This window comes from Geomonas diazotrophica (genome assembly GCF_018919385.1).
Classification (GTDB): Bacteria; Desulfobacterota; Desulfuromonadia; order Geobacterales; family Geobacteraceae; genus Geomonas; species Geomonas diazotrophica.
Genome location: NZ_JAHLMF010000004.1, coordinates 82,399 through 98,132 on the forward strand (window position 1 = coordinate 82,399; position 15,734 = coordinate 98,132).

Genomic DNA, 15,734 nt, shown 5'->3' on the forward strand with positions numbered 1-15,734 from the left:
ACGAGATCTTCGTCTTAATCTTTATCTTTATCTCAATCTGCCTTAAAGCTTCTCGACCACGAACAAGGCGTCGCCGTACTCGACCGGCTGCGCGTTCTCCTTGCAGATCTTGACGATCTTGCACTTGAACTCCGCCTCGATCTCGTTCATGAGTTTCATCGCCTCGACGATGCAGAGTACCTGCCCCTTCTCGACGATCTGGCCGACTTCCACGAAGGGAGCGGCGTCCGGAGCCGGAGCGCGGTAGAAGGTGCCGACGATGGGGGAGGTGATCACTTCGCCCTGCTCCTTCTCGGCAGCGGCGGGAGCAGCCGCGGCGGCGGGAGCGGCAGCCGGAGCTGCGGCGACGGGAGCGGCCGGAGCGTACTGGTAGGCGACCGGTGCCTGCATCTGGAACTGAGCGGTACCGCTGCAGCCCCTCTTGATGACCACCTTGTCATCTGCGTTCTCCAGCTCGAACTCGGTGATGTCGGTCTCCGTTACCATCTTGATCAGCATCTTCAGGTCTTTTATATCCACATCTTTCTCCTTTTCATTACGTTATTGCATGGTTAAAGGCCTTCCGAACGACGCCGGACAGGCCTGCCTACTCTCAGAGGATCATCAACTCCTTGGGAACCCTGGTGATGGGACGGCAGCAGTTCTGCTCGACCACCACGGTGTCCTCTATCCTGACGCCACCCCACCCCGGGATGTAGATCCCCGGCTCGATGGTGAAGACCATCCCCTCCTGGATGACGTGCTTGCTGCGCGGCGAGGCCGTTGGATGCTCGTGGATGTCGATGCCGACTCCATGCCCCAGGCCGTGGCCGAAATACTCCCCGTACCCCTTCCCGGCGATATGGTCGCGCGCCTTGGTGTCGAGGTCGCGGAAACTGAGGCCGGGGTGCACCGCATCCAGGGCCGCGCGCTGCGCCGCCAGGACCGTCTCGTACACCTCGCGCTGCTTCGCGTCGGGCCGGCCCAGACAGACCGTCACCGTCTCGTCGGAGCAGTAGCCGCGATAGATGGCACCGTAGTCGATGGTGACCAGCTCTCCCGCCACCAGTTTCTTCTCTGACGCGCGGCCGTGCGGCAGCGCGCCGCGCTCACCGGAGGCCACGATGAAGTCGAAGGATTTCCCTTCCGCTCCCCTCTCCCGCATGGCGACTTCCAGCATCCAGGCCACTTCGCTTTCGGTCATCCCGGGCTTCAGGCGCGCCACCGTATCCAGGAGCGATTCCGAGGCGATCGCCGCCACCCGCTCGAGGATCTCCAGCTCGCCGGCGTCCTTCACCGTCCTCAGGGCGGTCAGCTCGCTGTCGGCGGGCAGATACTCGATCTGCGGCGTCTTGGCGCAAAGCTCCTGGTAGAAAGCGACTGTGGTGGAGCCGGCTTCGAAGGCCACCCTGGTCGCGCCGCTTTGCTGCAGCCGCTCAACCAGCGCATCCATCCGGTTCGAGAACTCGATAACCTTCGCGCCCGTGACCTCGGCGCCAGCCTGTGAGGTGTAACGGGAGTCGGTGAAAAACCACCCGTCTTCTGGAGAGAGTACAAGCAGCGCCTCGCTGCCGGTGAATCCGGTAAGGTACCTGATATTGCTGAGATTCAAGACCAGCAACAGATCGGCATCCAACCGCTTCAGGCATTCTCGGGCCGCAGGGATTCTGTTACCTATCATAATTCCGTCCGTATGACAATCTTATTTTCCCAGCCGTTTGGCAAGGGCGCGCAGCCCTAAAAGGTAGCTTTCCGGGCCGAATCCACAGATCTGACCGACGGCTACCGGGGCGATGAAACTGTGGCTCCGGAAGGGCTCCCGTGCGTGCACGTTGGAGAGGTGAACCTCGACGGCGGGAAGCGCGGTCGCGGCAATGGCATCGCGGATGGCGACGCTGGTGTGGGTGTAGGCTGCGGGGTTGATCAGGATTCCCTGGCACTCCCCCATGGCCCCTTGGATGGCGTCCACCAGGGCGCCTTCGCTGTTGCTCTGCACGATCTCGAGCTCCAGCGACAGCTCCGTCGCCAGCTCTTCGAGCGCCCGGTTGATCCCGTCGAGGGTGGTGGTGCCGTAGACGCCGGGCTCCCGAACCCCCAGGAGGTTCAGGTTAGGCCCGTGCAGGACCAGGATCTTGACGGCGCTCATTGCAGCGACTCCCGGAAGCCGGGGGCCGCGCGCTTCAACAGGAAACGTGCCTTTCCGAAGTTGCCGTCGGAGGGGAGCACCAGCGCAGCGAAAAAGTCGTCGCTGATACCGCGCACGATGATGCAGCACTTCTCCGTGATAATGGAAACCTCTTCCAGTTCCCCGGTCTTGAGCACGCCGACCGTCCTCTTGATCTCCTTGAGCACCGAAGCGTACTCGATGGTCATGGTCTGCACGTCCACGCCGGTACCCTCGCGCAGGTACTCGTCGATGGCGATGCCGTCATACCCCATGATGACCCCGCCCAGGCCGCCGCTCTCCGCGACGATCTCCTTGAGAATCCCCTTAAACCCCATCTTTTCTTCTCCTTATGTTTTCCAGCCAGCGTTGCAGCGAGCTCTCCAGGTCCTCCTCGCCATGCGCCTCCTCCTGCACCTGGGGCCGCTCCAGCGGCGCCGATTCCAGCTGCGCCGGCGACTCCATCCCGGAAAAAGCGGCGGGCGCAGCTGCCTCCTCGATGCTGATGGGCACCTCCATGGCGGCCGGCCCTTCATGCGCCTCGAACGCGGCAGGCGCCGATACCGCATCTGCAACAGGTACTGCAGATGCGACCGGCGCCGAAGCAACAACAGGTGCCGCGGGAGCGGCAGTCGCTTTAGGTGCTCCAAGAGATGCGGGGGCAGCGACCGGCTCAGCCGGTGCCGGCTGTGCGGAGGCCACCTGCTGCAACTGCTGCTGTTCCACGAGCTCCTCGCAGCGGAGCCGGTACTGCGGGTTGTCAGGGTGCGCCGCAATGAGCTCGCGGTAGATGCCCATCGCCTTCTCCAGGAACCCCTGCGAAACGTAGAGTTCCGCCAGGGTCGCCGTGGTCAGCGGGTCCGGCACCGCGCCGCGCGGCTGGGACGCCACTGGAGCGGGCGCTTCGGTAAGCTCCTCCAGATCCTCGATGGCCCAGATGTCTTCCGCTGCATCGGCCGGAGGCTGGACGGCCGCCGCGGCGGGCGCGGTTCGCGGCTGCGAAGGCGCCGGTACGACCTCTGCCACCGGTTCCTCGACCAGCTCTTCCAGCTCCTCGATTATCTCCAGCTCTTCGAGCACTTCCTCCTCGGGCTCCGCTGCCAGGGACGAGGCCGGAGCAGAGGCGATGGATCCGAGGAGCGTGACGCTTTCCAGGTCCTCCGGGTCCAGCGCCAGCAGCTGTCCCAGCACCTGGCGCGCGAGCGACAGCTCGCCGAGCTCGGCGTAGAGCTGGCTCAGCACCTTCATGGCCTGGATGTGATCGGGCTTCAAGGCAATGGCCTTTTCCAGGGCCTGCCGCGCCTCCTGGGCCATCCCCTTCGCGTAACAGGCGTTGCCCAACGCGACGAACCCGAGGGCGTACTCCGGATGCGCCGTGCAACCTTTCTGCGCCACGGAGACGGCATCGTCCAAAAGGCCGAGCTTCCGGTACAGGTCGGAGAGCGGTGCGAAGCAAAGCGATTTCGCGTCCGCCGCCAGCATGTCTTCGTAACGCTGAATCTCAGTCCAAAACGATAACGCGTCCTCTACCATGTCACGCTCCTATGCGCAGATCTCCAGAAGTGCTTTGAGGTCGGTGACCCTTTCCATCTTGTAGGCGCCGATGCCGCGGTTGCAGATGAAGAGCAACCCCTTGTCGCGCACCTTCTTGTCGTGGGAGAGAGCCTCCACGTACTTTTCCGACGGGAAAGCGGGGAGCTCGGCGGGGAGCCCCAGTGCGGCGATGAGCGCTTCGATCCGATCCCGGTCGGCCTGGTTGCAGTAGCCCAGTTGCTGGGAGATCTTCGCCGCCTGAACCATGCCGATGGCGACCGCCTCGCCGTGCAGGTAGGTGGTGTATTCGGTGAGGGTCTCGACGGCGTGCCCCAGGGTGTGCCCGTAGTTCAGGACGGCGCGCACCCCCCCTTCCCTCTCGTCCACCGCCACCACCTTGGCCTTGATGGAGCAACTGCGCGCGACGGCCTGGATGAGGGCCTCCTTGTCGCGTGCCAGGAGCAGGTCGACGTTTTCCTCGAGGAATCTGAAGAAGTCGCCGTCCAGGACGGCACCGTACTTGACGATCTCGCCCAGCCCGGCACGGAACTCCCGCTCCGGCAGCGTGTCCAGGGTCATCACGTCGATCAGTACCGCCTTGGGCTGATAGAAGGCGCCGATCAGGTTCTTGCCGCGGGGGTGGTTGATGCCCGTCTTGCCCCCGACGCTTGAGTCGACCTGGGACAGGAGCGTGGTTGGGAGTTGCACGAAGGGGATGCCGCGCAGGTAGCTCGCGGCGGCGAAGCCGGCCATGTCCCCGATCACCCCGCCGCCCAGGGCAAGGATGAAGGAGCCGCGGTCGAGCGAGGCGTCGACCAGGGCGTCGTAGATCTGGTTCAGCGTGGCGCTGTTCTTGTACGCCTCACCGTCGGGGAGCGATACCAGGAGCACATGGTACCCTGCTGCCTCCATGGAGGCGCGCACGGTTTCGTAGTAAAGCGGTGCCACGGTGGTGTTGGAAACGACAGCCGCGGTTCCGGTGAGCCCGAGATCGCGGCAGAGGGTGCCGACGGTCCCCAGTATCCCGGCGCCAAGCTGAATGTCGTAGCTACGTTCTCCAAGTGCCACTTTTATCTGTTGGACGTTCACAAAGACCCCTTACAGTAATCCAGTACTTGCTCGACGACCGCGGCGATCTCCTTGCCGGTGGTATCGATCCGGACGTCGGCATCGGCGTAGAACTGCTCACGGCTATCCAGCATGGTACGGATCTTCTGCACCGATGCGTCGTCCGCCAGCAGTGGTCGCTCGCTGTCGCCGCTTACCCGCTGTGCGATGGTTTCCACACTGGCGGTCAGGTTCACGATGCGGCCGTGGCTGCGCATCACGGCCCGATTGATGGGCGCGATCACCACGCCGCCTCCGGTGGAAACCACCTGGCCCGAGCCAGTCGCCACCCGTTCCAGGGTTTTGGACTCCAGCGTCCGGAAGCAGGGCTCGCCCTCTTCGGCGAAGATCTCCTTGATGCTCCGCCCCGCCTCCTGGACGATGACCTGGTCCAGGTCGACGAAGGACCACCCCAGCCGCTGCGCCAGCACCTGCCCGACGCTGGTCTTGCCGCACCCCATGAAGCCGGTGAGAAAGATGTTTTTCAAAGGACGATCCCTCTAGACTAGGTTCCCTCTCCCCCTGGGAGAGGGTGGCCGGAGGCCGGGTGAGGGCGCCGCTCGATCGCACGGCCTGACGCTGATGCAACTCCCCTCACCCCGACCCTCTCCCAGGGGAGAGGGGGTGCTGGTATCTTTAGAATTCCCGTAGGTACTCGATGTACGACGAATAGTTCCTGGCGGTCTCGGCCACGGAGTCGCCGCCGAACTTCTCCATGAAGGCGTTGGCGATCTCGACGGCGACCACGGCCTCCGCGACCACCGAAGCAGCGGGTACGGCGCAGCAGTCGGAGCGTTCCACGGTCGCCTCGAAAGGCTCCTTGGTCAGGATGTCCACCGACTTGAGTGGCGTGTACAGGGTCGGGATCGGCTTCATGGCGCCGTACACCACGATCTCCTCGCCGTTGCTGATCCCACCCTCCAGGCCGCCGGCCCGGTTGGTGGTGCGGTAGAAGCCGGTCTTCTCGCCGCGCGCCTTGCGCTGCTCGTCGAAGTAGATCTCGTCGTGCACCAGGGATCCCGGCAGTCGCGCCGTCTCGAAGCCGGCTCCGATTTCGACCCCCTTGAATGCCTGGATGCTCATCACAGCCGCGGCCAAACGCGCGTCCAGCCTGCGGTCCCACTGCACGTGACTCCCCAGGCCCACCGGCACACCGGTCACCCTCACCTCAACGACGCCCCCCAGGGTGTCGCCGGCGGCCTTGGCTCGGTCAATGGCCTCGATCATCGCCACCTCGGCCTTGGCGTCGTAGGTGTAGACCGGCGAGGAGGCGATCGCTTCCTGCAGCGCCTTGACGGAGAGCTCGGGACGCTCCGCCTTCACCCCTCCCAACTCGACCACGCAGCCGGTCACGGCGATGCCGAACCGGGCGAGATACGCCTTGGCCACCGCCCCCACCGCGACGCGGACCGCGGTCTCGCGGGCGCTGGAGCGCTCAAGGATGTTGCGCACGTCGCTTTGGGCGTACTTCATGGCGCCGGGGAGGTCGGCGTGTCCCGGCCGGGCGCGGGTGACGCGGATGGAATCGTCGCGGTGTTCGGCGTCGACCGACATCCGGTGTTCCCAGTTCACCCAGTCGGAGTTTTCCACCACCAGGGTGATCGGGGAGCCCAAGGTCTCGCCCCAGCGTACGCCCGAGCGGATGCTGGCGCGGTCGGTCTCGATTTTCATGCGGCCGCCGCGTCCGTACCCCCCCTGCCTGCGGATGAGATCGGTGTTGATGTCGGCTTCGTTGAGCTTGAGCCCGGAGGGGACCCCTTCGATGATGGCGGTCAACTGCGGCCCGTGGGACTCCCCCGCGGTAAGGTATCTGAACATGCCTACTCCTCGTGTACTAATTCAACGCCCCGGCCGGGCTAGGGTCCGCCTGCGCGTCGCAGCGGATATTAGCAGCAAATCAGGCCACAGGCAAAACAATATGACCGGATAAACGAAAGCCAGGATCGTCCCCTGGCTTTCGCATACTTCTGGTTATGGTCGGTACGGCTACTTCGCCATGAATTTCTTCTGTGTCTCCACGGTAAGGTTCGCCTTGGTCTCAGCCGACATCATGCTGCCCGAGAAAAGGTACTGGCAGTTCTTGTCGACGTAGAAGACGACCGGTTCTTTCCTGATGCCGATCACGACTTCATAGAGGCCGGCATAGGGCTTCTCGGAGATCTGCAGCACCTCGAAATCCATCGGTACGAACTTCTTGATGGTTTCCTGTACCTGCTCCTTGGCGGGAGCCTTGGAGCAGGCGGTAAGGGTCATGGTGATGAAACAAAGAACCAGCAACTTCTTTAACATCAAAACACTCCTGAAAATCAGATTCCGCAGGCAAACCTACTGCTGCACGCTCTCTCTGGCCGGTGCCGCCACCCGCAGGTTGCGCAGGCGACGGAAGAAGGCGCCGACCGGCAGGAGCAGCAGGACCAGCGGATACTTCACCGCGAAGATGAGCGGGGTGAGCGCCCAGCGGGTCAGCATCCTCAGGAAGCCGTGCTCGTAGATGAAGTCCGCGATCGGGGGGCTGTTCTTGTAGTAGAAGCGGACGAAGGCGCGGCCGGGTTCGGACTTGAGCAGCACGTTGTCGCGGAAGTGCCTGAGCACCACGACCTGCGGATCGAGGTAGCTGCCGTATGCGGCGGTCGCGATGAAGCAGCCGCTCTTGCCGGCGGAGGAAGCCGGAGGGGTGTTGGTGCCGGTATCGCCGCCGCCGGTGGTGCCGGTGCTCCCCACCACGATGGGATCCTGGATGAAGCCCGGCCTGGTGTCGGAGTCCTGGGTCACATCGTTGTCAGTGATTGCAAAGGTGACCTTGTTGCCGCTGCGGGCGAAGGGCGTGATCTGGGTCCAGGTGCCGTTGACCACCTTGTAGAACACAGGGGATGCCGGCAGCGAGTTGTAGGTCACGTCGACGTAGACGGTGCCGTTGGGTACCACGTTGTCCAGACGGATGTTGATCGCCGAGCTGATGGTGAAATCGGTGAGGCTGACCGGCTTGGACTTGCCGATGAAGACCACGTCCCCGTCCGAATAGGCCACCGCTGTGGTCCCGGTAGTCCCGGTTGTACCGTTGACCGCCGCTACGGAACTGACGCCGAAACCGGTCAGGGTAAGCGGATAGGTCGTCAGGTTCGAGTCGGTGATGTTCAGGGTAGCGTTGTAGGCCTTGACGGCCTGCGGCGTGAACTGGATGCTGACCGGAACGGACTGCCCGCTGCCCAGGATGTAGTTCTGCTGTGTGCTTCCCTGGAAAGCGCCGGCATCGGTGCTGGAAATGGACTGGATGGTGACCGGGGTGGATCCGTTGTTTTTCAGCATCACGGTTCCAGACGTTGTGGCGCTGCCGGTCAATTTGCCACCGAAGGCGTAGGAACTGATCGGCGTACCGCTGCCGTCGGTGAAGACCACCGAGCTGGAGACGACACCGGAGTTGTTAACGGTGATGGTGAAAAGCTTGCTGACGGAAGAACCGTCGCTATCGGTCAACTGGGCGTTGAAGTCGTAGTCGCCGGCGCCCGAAGCGGTGCCGCTCAGGTAGCCGTTGGTGGTAAGGGAAATGCCCGGGGGGAGGTTACCCGAAACACTCCAGGTGTAGGGCTTGGTGCCGCCGCTACCCACCAGTTGCTGCTGATAGGTGGCGCCGGCTGTGACCGGAGGCAGCGACGAGGTGGTAATGGAGAGCGTCGGGTTCACCACGATGCTCAGGTCGCGCTTCGCGACGGCGCCGGTGCCGTCGGTCACCTGAACGGTGAACAACGAGGTACCGGGGCCGCTGGGGGTGCCGGTAAGGTCGCCGGTGCTCGGGTTCAGCAGGATGCCGGACGGCAGGAACGTGCCGGGGACGACGGACCAGGTGTACGAGGGGGTGCCCCCCACCATGGTCAGCTTCTGGGTGTAAGTGGTGCCGACGACGACGGCGGGAAGGCTCGTAGTGGTGATGAAGAGCGCCGGGTTGACGGTTATGGTCAGCGATTTCGTCGCCGTATAAGTTTTGTTGGCGACGGTGTCCGTATAGGTCGCCTTGACGGTCAGGATGTTGGCACCGGAAAGGACAGGCCCGGTGACCGGGGAGGTGATGCTGCCGTCGCTACCGAGGACGAGCCCCTGGGGCACTGCACCTACTGCCGTCCAGGTCACCTGGTCCTTGGGTAGCGTGACCCCGCCGACGGAGGCGGTCAGTTGCTCGGTATACCCCGGATTCCCCTGGGTCCAGGGAGCCAGGGAGGTGTTGTTGATGGTAAGCGAGGTAACGTTGAGGGTGAACGACTTGGTTGCCTTGTTTCCCGCGTTGTCGGTCACCGAAACGGTGAAGGTATACGTGGGAAGCGCAGCCAGATCGAGGGTACCGCTGAGGGTACCGGACCCGCTGTTAAGGGTGAGTCCCGGCGGCAGGGTACCGGAGGTAACGGTCCAGCTGCCGTAGGGAATGACCCCGCCGTTGGCGGTCAGGGCGGTGGCCGGGTAGGCCTGACCTGCCGTACCGTCAGGAAGCGCGGTGGTAGCGATGGACAGCGGTTGGGTACCGACGCCGGCGCCGGAGAGGTAGATGACTGCCTGGCCGCCGTCGGAGTTGAAGACCATCTTGTAGCCGTTGGAGGAGTTACCCGAGTAGGAACCGGAACCGGTCGGGGCAAAGCGGACCGTCATGTCCGCACTCTGGCCCGGGCTGATGGTGACCGGTTTCGGCGTGATGAAGGAAAACGGCAACGCCGGGTCCGTGATGGAGTCGATGGTCAGCTGGGTGTTGCCGTCGTTGCGGATCTTGAACTGCCAATCGGCGTACGGGGTGGCGGAAGCGATGTCGACGTTGCCGAAATCATGCGAGCCGCTCAGTACGGGGTTGCCAAGGCTGTCGGTGATGACCAGCTGCGGCAGGGCGGAGAACTCGAGGAGCTGGCCGTAGATGTCGGAATTGGTGAGCGTACGGCCGTCCTTCCAGACCACGAAGAACTTCCTGAAGTTCACGTCGCCGAAAGCGACCGCAGGGGCCAACTGGTTGCCGGTAGCCACAGTCACGATGGAGTAGCCGCCGGAAAGGTTCCCCTGCGGGTCCACGAACTGGCCGTAGAGATCGATGTTGCTCAGGTTGGCGCTCTGATTCCTGGCATCCTCCCAGACCACAAGGAAGCGCTGGTTGACGTTGTCGAATGCGGACGTGGGAGCGGTCTGGTCCCCGACGGCACTGGAGATGTTGACTCGATCACCGTAAGGGGTGCAACCGGAGAGGTCCATGAGCTGCGCTACGATGTTCTTGCCGCTGTCGGTGCCGCCGTTGTTGTCCTCCCAGGTGACCAGGAGCCGGTTGGTGTTGGGATCGACAGCCAGGGTGGGGCTGGTCGCGCTGAAGGTCTTGGTACCGAACGACATGTCGTTGATGAAACCAAGACCCTGGTTGCGGCGCAGCTTGATCTTGGTCGGAGCATCGTCTTGCGGTGTCCAGGTGAATACGGCGCTCTGGTACACGGCGGTGGTGATACCCCCAACGGTCCCCTTGGTATAGGTGATGGTGAGCTTGACGGTGTTGGTGGAGCCGCTCCAGGCCACGAACACCTCGCCGTCCACGGGGCTGTACGCGAGTTTCGGATGCGACTCGTTCACTTGCACTGCCCAAGTGTCGGTAATGTTCGAGGAGCCGTTATCGGTTATAGACGCAGTCCGGATGGTTTCCGAGACCGACTTCATGTTGGCGAGGGCGCCGGTCAGAGGGTCGACCTCGATGGTGCGGACCAGGTTGTTGTCTGCCGCCGGGACCGGGATATGGGGCACGACGATGGAGTTGATGGCACCGGCCGCGGTGTAGGTCACGTTGTTTTCCGGTACGTTGGCGTCGGTGTCGTGGATCGTGGTATCGATCCAGGCAACCACGAATTTGCCGGTCACCTCGTCGTAGATGAGGTCGGGGTCGTTCTGGTTGATGTCGACGTTGGGGGTGTGGGTGGAGATGGGGAAGTTGCCGCCGATCAGGGTACCGGTCATGCTGACGAACTGCCCGTAGATCTGTCCGTAGCCGTTGCGCGAGTCGGTCCAGACCACCAGGTACCGGCTGTTGTTGGCCGGATCGGTCGTATCGCGGTAGAAGACGACCTTGGGCTGCGACTTGTTGCCGTTGACCGCGGTGATGGCGAAATTGACGGGGTTCGCGGCCATGGTGGTCACGTTGCCCGGCACCCCCTGCCCGAGGGAGTCCGACCCCACCGAGATGGCGCCGTAGATCTGCTGGCCGCTCCTGCTGTCGACGAAGACGCTCAGGTAACGGTTATGGTTCACGGTGTCGTAGGCGACGGCAGGCTGGGACTGGTCCGTGGCGTTGCTGGTGACCTGGAAATCGGTAGCCAGGACTTTGCCCGTGGTTTTACCGCCGGTTGCCGCGGTGCCGGAAGTCTTGCCGGTTTCCCCTGAACAGCTGAGCATCACGGTGCAGATAAGCAACAGCAACGCCCAGAAAATTTTCTTGGAAAATCTCATTTCACACCCCTTCTTAGGCATCAATACATGGGACTTGTTTAGGATCTATCCGCCACGGCCAGGTTGGTCTTTGCGACGATGGTGCGTACCTTGCCGTTGCCGCCGGGTTCGGATGCTTCGAAGATGATGTCGACGTAGTACTCGAAAACGGTCGAGCTGCAAAGCGGCATCGGCAGCGTGGTGCGGTCCAGGAGGGCGATCTTCTGTGCGTCGGTGAGGATCGGAACCGAGATGGTCGCGGTGGTACCCGGAGCCACGGTCTGGGACGTGTTCAGGAAGTAGTCGGGAATGTCAGGCGTGGTGGCCCGGTTGACGGGTGTGTAGTGGACAGTGACCTTGCTGATGACCAGGTTGAGAGCGCCCGAGCTGTAAAGCTGGGTCGAGGTGAAATCGACGTCGATAGCGTCGGTCTCTATGGTCCCACCGGTAGAACCGCTCGTGGAGCAGGAGTTCCCCTTTACGACGTCGGACTCAAGTCTCGGGGTCTTCGCTACCGCCGACGCACTCACCGTGGTGAACTCGCCGACTCCCCCTCCGATATCGCCTCCGCCGCATGAGGTCAAAGCGGCCATCATACATACTCCGCACAGCAACAACGCAAACCGTTTAAACATTTGAGTCTCCTTAAAGTACAATCTTCGGCGTAATGAAGATGAGCAGTTCGGTCTTGGTCTTTTGTTTCGAGTTCGACTTAAACAGCCAGCCCAGCAACGGGATGTCGGCCAGGAACGGCACACCGGTGTCGGAGTCGGTGTCGCTGTCGACGTAGATGCCGCCGATGACGGTGGTGTCCCCGTTGGAAACGACCAGCTCGGTGGTGGCTTCCTTCTTGTTGATCGGCGGAGGGGAACCGGTGCCCGGGGAGTTGTTGCTCGCCTTGATCTTCATGCTGACGGAACCGTCTGCGGTGATGTGCGGCGTGACCTCGAGGGTAAGTGCCGCCTCAACGAACTCGGTCTTGGTCCCCTCGGCGGAGGTGGTCTGATACGGGATCGACTGTCCCTGCGAGATCTTCGCGGCCTTGTTGTTCAGGGTGACCACCTTCGGGGTGGAGATGATTTTCACCTGGCCGATGGTGGCGGCCGCCGCGATCCTCATGTCCAGCTGCACGTTGCTGGTGAGCTTGCCAAAGGACATGCCAAGGCCCAGCCCGCCGGAGCCGCTGGTGCCGGGGCCGGCCGTGGAAACGACGCCACCGAAGGCGGTCTCGACGTTGTTGATGTTGGCCACGGAGGCGGAGGCGTCCTTGTAGGAGAGACCCCACTGCACGCCGAGGTCACGTGTGAAGGTCGAGGTCGCCTCGACGATGCGGGCTTCTATCTGAACCTGCTTCTCGGGCAAGTCCAGGTTCTTCAAAAGGGCCCGCATGTCGTCCAGGGCAGGCTGGATGTCCTTGACGATGACGCGGCTCGTGCGGTCGTCCTTGGTGATGATGCCGCGCTCGCTTTTCAGGATGTTGAACTGCTGGGCGACCTCGCTGGTCGAGGCGTAGTTCACCTCGAACACGGCGGTCTTGAGCTCCATCAGGCGCTCGGAGGCCTTCTTGGCGGCCAGTTCCTCGTCGGCCTGGTTCTGCATCTTGTTACGCGGCTTGATCTGGATGATGTTCCCCTGCTGCACCATGGCGAGCCCCTTGGCGTCCAGGATCACGTCCAGTGCCTGGTCCCAGGGGACGTTGACCAGCTTGATGCTGATGGTGCCGGTGACGTCGTCGGAGATGAGGAAGTTCAGGTTGCTGACCTCGGCGATCAGCTGGAAGATCTTCCTGATGTCCGCGTCGGAGAACTCGAGGGTCACCCTCCTCCCCTTGTACACCTTCTTCAGCGCACGCTTCTCCACGTTTCCAGAGATCTCGGTCACCTGCTCCTCGGAGCGCGCCGGGGCGGCCAGTTCGTCGCCGACCTCGTTCGCCCTGGACCTGGCAACCGGGGCCTGCGGCAGTTTCGCCGCCACGGCCGGTCCGGGGTTCACGATGTCCAAGGTCAGCACGTCCCCCTTGCGGCTGGTCGTGTACTCGGGGCTGCCCTGCACCTTGACGGCGATCTTGGTCACGTACCCCCCTTTGACCTTCACCTGGTAGGGGGTAACCGAAAGGACGGGGGAGCCGAACTTGGAGGTGTCCATGGCGCGCTGCAGCGGCTTGGGCACCTGGCAGTTGCTGATGGTAAGGGTCAATCCCTGGGGTCCGCGCACCGGTTCGCCCGGCTCACAGGTCCCGTGAAGTTTCATCGATATGCGCGAAAGACCGTCGACGATCTTGAAGTCGACCGCCTCCAGCGCGCCCTTCACGTGGCGCCCCGGCGGGACTTCGGTTTTCATGGCGGCGACAGGAGCCGGTTTGACGACCGGAGCAGGAGCCGGTGCGGGAACCGGTGCTGCGGCCGGGACGGGAGCGGGCGCCACCGCCCCTTTCGCCTTCAGCTTGATCTTCACGCCGAGGTCGCTCTTGACGACCTCGAAGCCAGGAAGCCCCTCGCCGGAGGCGTCGAGCACAACGCGCACCTTGTCGGGGGTGGACCCGACCCGGGCGTTGGCGACGCCGAAGGCGCCGATGGGAATCACGTTCTGGGCCAGTGCATTCTTCACCTTGAAAAGGTCAACCACGATGCGGTCAGGCTTGGCGAGCTTGAAGGAGTTGAAGGTCTCCACGCCCCCCTGGACCGACAGCTCCACGCCGTCAGCCGTGGTGAGAACCGCGTTGAGCCGGGCTCCGGTGCCGTTCTCGGCCTCCTTTTTCGGGGCCGGGGTCACGTTGCCGGCGGCTTTTTGGGCAGGCGGTGCGGGCGGTTCCGGGACCACCGGCTTCGCATCGCTGACCTTGGCGGGCGCGTCGGCCACCAGGGTCTTCTCCTCGATGCGCGGTTCGGCGATGGGAGCCTCCTTGACCACCACCGGCTCGCTCTTCGCCTCCGCGTCGCGCGGCAGTGTGATCAGGAGCTTGTTTTTGTTGGCGGGGTCGGTGGCGACCGAGAAGTCGACGTCGCGGCTGAGCACGAGGGCAACCCGGGTCAGCACGCTCCCCCCCACCGGCTGGCGCTCCACTTCGATGCGCTTCACGCTGCCGCGGTTGACTTCGACCGACGAAGCTACCGCGCCGGGCTCGGTCTGGGAGATGTCGACGACGATCTTGGCCGGCTCCCCACCCTTGTACGAGGTATAGGTGAGCGGTTTGTCGCTGGTCAGCTCGACGCTGGAACCATCGTCTGACACCGCCACGGAGCGCAGTGTGGCAAAAGCCGCGGACTCTGCCTGACCAGGCTCATTGACGGCCGTCATTCTCTTGACGCAACCGGTAGAAACCGTCAACAGGACGATGAGTGCCATGGCATGACGAAGAATTCTGCTCTGGTACATGGTCATCTGAAACGCTCCTTACCTTTTCTTGGCCAGCGTAAGCACGATGGTTTTACTCTTGCGACCGCTCTTCTCCACGACCTCAACCGTCGAGGCGGTGATCCTGGAGATTCTGCCGTTGGCGTTGCCTATCTGCATACCCACCTTCACGACGTACCCTTTGCCGTTGGGGTCGATCACCAGGGCCTTGTTTTCCCTGAGCCCGGCGATGATCCCGGTGACCTTGAACTTGTTCACCTCGAAGCTCTGGATCGGCAGCAGGTCGGCAGGCGGAGGTCCGCTGGGCCGGGCGCCCTGGCCGGCCGGCGCGACCGGCGCCTGGGGCACCAGCAGCGGCTTGAACGGATCCTTCTTGAAGGAGACCGCGGTACCGACCTTGGCTGCGGACGAGAGCTGCTGCTGCACCGGCGGCGCAGGCTTGGGAGCGGGCGCAGGGGCCGCAGCGGCGGAGGCGGGAGGGGGAGCCGCGGGTGGCTCTTCCTTCTTGCAGCCGGCCGAAAGCGCCAGCAGCAGCATCAAAAGCGGCGTGCTATTTCGGTTTATTGGCATTCGCATTCTTGCTCTCTTTGGGATCGAGGAAACGGAAGGTGGTGGCCAGGCAGTTCACCTTGAGGACGGTGCGCCCGGCGGTTTCCTTGATGTCCATGACGTTGACGTTGGTGATGTTCACGATGCGCGGCAGCTTGCCGACCGCGACGAAGAAATCGGCCACGTTGTAGAAGGTCCCGGAAACGGAGATGTCAACCGGCACCTCGGCGTAGAACTCCTTGGGAACCTCGGGCTTGGGCCTGAACAGCAGGAAGTCGAGACCCGCCCCCTTGCCGGAGTTGGAGATGCTGGTCAAAAGCGACGGGATCTCCTTCTGGTTGGGGAGTTCGGTCAAGGCGTTGTCGAGGTCACGCTTCAACTGTTCGTACTCCGCCTTGAAACGCGGCAGGTTGTTGGCGATGCGACGGTTCTCGTCGATCTGCTTTTGCAGGTCCTGCTGCTGCGACTTGAGCGCGTCCAGCTCCTGGAGCCTTGGGCGGTGCAGCCCGTAGTACAGGCCGGCCCCCTCGAGGAGCAGCAGCAGTATCAGGAGCGCGACCTTCTCCTTGGTCGGGAGCTTCAGCAACTTCTCTATCTGTGGATCCATGGCAATGCC

14 protein-coding genes are annotated in these 15,734 nt (G+C 63.1%); all 14 read right to left on the reverse strand.

All coding sequences use genetic code 11. From position 1 onward, the window contains the following. Positions 1–42: 42 nt before the first annotated feature. The 14 genes from accB to KOM00_RS05260 all read right to left on the reverse strand — a co-directional run bounded on the left by accB (position 43) and on the right by KOM00_RS05260 (position 15,725). Positions 43–519 carry an acetyl-CoA carboxylase biotin carboxyl carrier protein gene (gene accB / locus KOM00_RS05195; protein WP_216497778.1) on the reverse strand — a complete coding sequence of 159 codons (477 nt, stop codon included), beginning with the start codon at positions 517–519 and terminating at the stop codon, positions 43–45. A gap of 73 nt (positions 520–592) precedes the next feature. Further along, positions 593–1,660 (reverse strand): M24 family metallopeptidase, encoded by a 1,068-nt coding sequence (locus KOM00_RS05200; protein ID WP_216497779.1) that lies wholly within the window; start codon positions 1,658–1,660, stop codon positions 593–595. 21 nt (positions 1,661–1,681) lie between these two features. Beyond that, a complete protein-coding gene (gene aroQ, locus KOM00_RS05205) occupies positions 1,682–2,125 on the reverse strand; it encodes a type II 3-dehydroquinate dehydratase (RefSeq protein WP_216497780.1) in 444 nt (147 codons plus the stop codon). Beyond that, positions 2,122–2,481 carry a roadblock/LC7 domain-containing protein gene (locus KOM00_RS05210; protein WP_216497781.1) on the reverse strand — a complete coding sequence of 120 codons (360 nt, stop codon included), beginning with the start codon at positions 2,479–2,481 and terminating at the stop codon, positions 2,122–2,124. Before KOM00_RS05210 ends, aroQ begins: the two co-directional genes overlap by 4 nt. Further along, a complete protein-coding gene (locus KOM00_RS05215) occupies positions 2,471–3,676 on the reverse strand; it encodes a tetratricopeptide repeat protein (protein ID WP_216497782.1) in 1,206 nt (401 codons plus the stop codon). The genes KOM00_RS05210 and KOM00_RS05215 overlap by 11 nt, the downstream gene beginning before the upstream one ends. Before the next feature lie 9 nt (positions 3,677–3,685). Then, positions 3,686–4,765, reverse strand: coding sequence for a 3-dehydroquinate synthase (aroB, locus tag KOM00_RS05220; RefSeq protein ID WP_216497783.1), 1,080 nt, complete (start codon positions 4,763–4,765; stop codon positions 3,686–3,688). Continuing rightward, on the reverse strand, positions 4,762–5,271 hold the full coding sequence (locus KOM00_RS05225; protein WP_236026755.1) for a shikimate kinase: 510 nt from the start codon (positions 5,269–5,271) through the stop codon (positions 4,762–4,764). The genes aroB and KOM00_RS05225 overlap by 4 nt, the downstream gene beginning before the upstream one ends. Positions 5,272–5,419: 148 nt before the next feature. Further along, a complete protein-coding gene (aroC, locus tag KOM00_RS05230) occupies positions 5,420–6,601 on the reverse strand; it encodes a chorismate synthase (protein ID WP_216497784.1) in 1,182 nt (393 codons plus the stop codon). A 168-nt stretch (positions 6,602–6,769) separates the two neighbouring features. Then, entirely contained in the window at positions 6,770–7,072 is a 303-nt protein-coding gene (locus KOM00_RS05235) for a disulfide isomerase DsbC N-terminal domain-containing protein (RefSeq protein WP_216497785.1), read from the reverse strand. Between the two features lie 36 nt (positions 7,073–7,108). Then, positions 7,109–11,236 carry an Ig domain-containing protein gene (locus tag KOM00_RS05240; RefSeq protein ID WP_216497786.1) on the reverse strand — a complete coding sequence of 1,376 codons (4,128 nt, stop codon included), beginning with the start codon at positions 11,234–11,236 and terminating at the stop codon, positions 7,109–7,111. Positions 11,237–11,274: 38 nt separating this feature from the next. Next, the gene (locus KOM00_RS05245) at positions 11,275–11,811 is read right to left on the reverse strand and encodes a hypothetical protein (RefSeq protein ID WP_236026756.1); all 537 of its coding nucleotides are present in this window, start codon (positions 11,809–11,811) and stop codon (positions 11,275–11,277) included. A gap of 49 nt (positions 11,812–11,860) precedes the next feature. After that, a complete protein-coding gene (pilQ, locus tag KOM00_RS05250; RefSeq protein WP_216497788.1) occupies positions 11,861–14,596 on the reverse strand; it encodes a type IV pilus secretin family protein in 2,736 nt (911 codons plus the stop codon). Positions 14,597–14,608: 12 nt separating this feature from the next. Next, positions 14,609–15,139, reverse strand: a complete 531-nt coding sequence (locus tag KOM00_RS05255; RefSeq protein ID WP_216497789.1) for a pilus assembly protein PilP — start codon at positions 15,137–15,139, stop codon at positions 14,609–14,611. Then, complete coding sequence (locus tag KOM00_RS05260) at positions 15,120–15,725, reverse strand: type IV pilus inner membrane component PilO (RefSeq protein WP_216497790.1); 606 nt, start codon at positions 15,723–15,725, stop codon at positions 15,120–15,122. Before KOM00_RS05260 ends, KOM00_RS05255 begins: the two co-directional genes overlap by 20 nt. Between the last annotated feature and the right edge of the window lie 9 nt (positions 15,726–15,734).

Coding starts and splice junctions, on each gene's coding strand:
- KOM00_RS05200 (WP_216497779.1), bottom strand. CDS start 1,660: ATGATAGGTAACAGAATCCCTGCGGCCCGAGAATGCCTGAAGCGGTTG.
- aroQ (WP_216497780.1), bottom strand. CDS start 2,125: ATGAGCGCCGTCAAGATCCTGGTCCTGCACGGGCCTAACCTGAACCTC.
- KOM00_RS05210 (WP_216497781.1), bottom strand. CDS start 2,481: ATGGGGTTTAAGGGGATTCTCAAGGAGATCGTCGCGGAGAGCGGCGGC.
- KOM00_RS05215 (WP_216497782.1), bottom strand. CDS start 3,676: ATGGTAGAGGACGCGTTATCGTTTTGGACTGAGATTCAGCGTTACGAA.
- aroC (WP_216497784.1), bottom strand. CDS start 6,601: ATGTTCAGATACCTTACCGCGGGGGAGTCCCACGGGCCGCAGTTGACC.
- KOM00_RS05235 (WP_216497785.1), bottom strand. CDS start 7,072: ATGTTAAAGAAGTTGCTGGTTCTTTGTTTCATCACCATGACCCTTACC.
- KOM00_RS05240 (WP_216497786.1), bottom strand. CDS start 11,236: ATGAGATTTTCCAAGAAAATTTTCTGGGCGTTGCTGTTGCTTATCTGC.
- KOM00_RS05245 (WP_236026756.1), bottom strand. CDS start 11,811: ATGATGGCCGCTTTGACCTCATGCGGCGGAGGCGATATCGGAGGGGGA.
- pilQ (WP_216497788.1), bottom strand. CDS start 14,596: ATGACCATGTACCAGAGCAGAATTCTTCGTCATGCCATGGCACTCATC.
- KOM00_RS05255 (WP_216497789.1), bottom strand. CDS start 15,139: ATGCCAATAAACCGAAATAGCACGCCGCTTTTGATGCTGCTGCTGGCG.
- KOM00_RS05260 (WP_216497790.1), bottom strand. CDS start 15,725: ATGGATCCACAGATAGAGAAGTTGCTGAAGCTCCCGACCAAGGAGAAG.